1 protein-coding gene is annotated in these 616 nt (G+C 55.0%); it reads right to left on the reverse strand.

Annotated features, from left to right (window positions below):
* On the reverse strand, positions 1-451 hold a 451-nt coding region (locus tag EOA78_RS35620; protein WP_127320374.1), incomplete at its 3' end, for a DUF2243 domain-containing protein.
* Positions 452-616 lie beyond the last annotated feature (165 nt).

Here is a 616-nt window from a genome sequence, read left to right on the forward strand (position 1 = left end):
CGATGGCGACACAGACCAGGCCAAGAGTGAAGAAGGCCAAGTCCCATGCCAACCAATTGGCGTCGTTCTCCTTGATGTGATGCAGCCCCAAAATCCAGTGGTTCAGAACAGCATCGAGCAGGTGCCATGCGCCAAAGCCGATGAATAGTGTTGACGCAAAGCGGCGACCTGAGTCTAGAGAGTCGAACTGCTCACGGGTGCGCCAAAGTAGCCACAGTCCCACGGCCCCGATGGCGTACATGACAGCATGGAAAAGCCCGTCGGTCAGGATGCGGAACCGCAAATCCTGAAATATAGCCCCATCAAGCGAACTCAGGAAGCTATGCCATTGCAATATCTGATGGAGCAGGATGCCATCAAAGAAACCCGCAAGGGCGAGACCTATACAACAGCCTGCAAACCAATAGGACCGGGTAAAGGATGCCCCCCTATCGTTTTCGACGTCCGTCATGTCTCGCCTCCCGTTCTCATTCAAGAAGCTCATTTGCGGGCCCTCAAACCGATGGACGACCAGTTCGTTGGTGGACACAAGCTCAATCCTCCCAGAAATCCTGCAGCGATGCGTGCCTTAGGTCTTCCTCGCCCCTGAGGTGTTTCACACGGGCTTTGATCCCTG

This window comes from Mesorhizobium sp. M5C.F.Cr.IN.023.01.1.1 (assembly GCF_003997585.1).
GTDB classification, from domain to species: domain Bacteria; phylum Pseudomonadota; class Alphaproteobacteria; order Rhizobiales; family Rhizobiaceae; genus Mesorhizobium; species Mesorhizobium wenxiniae.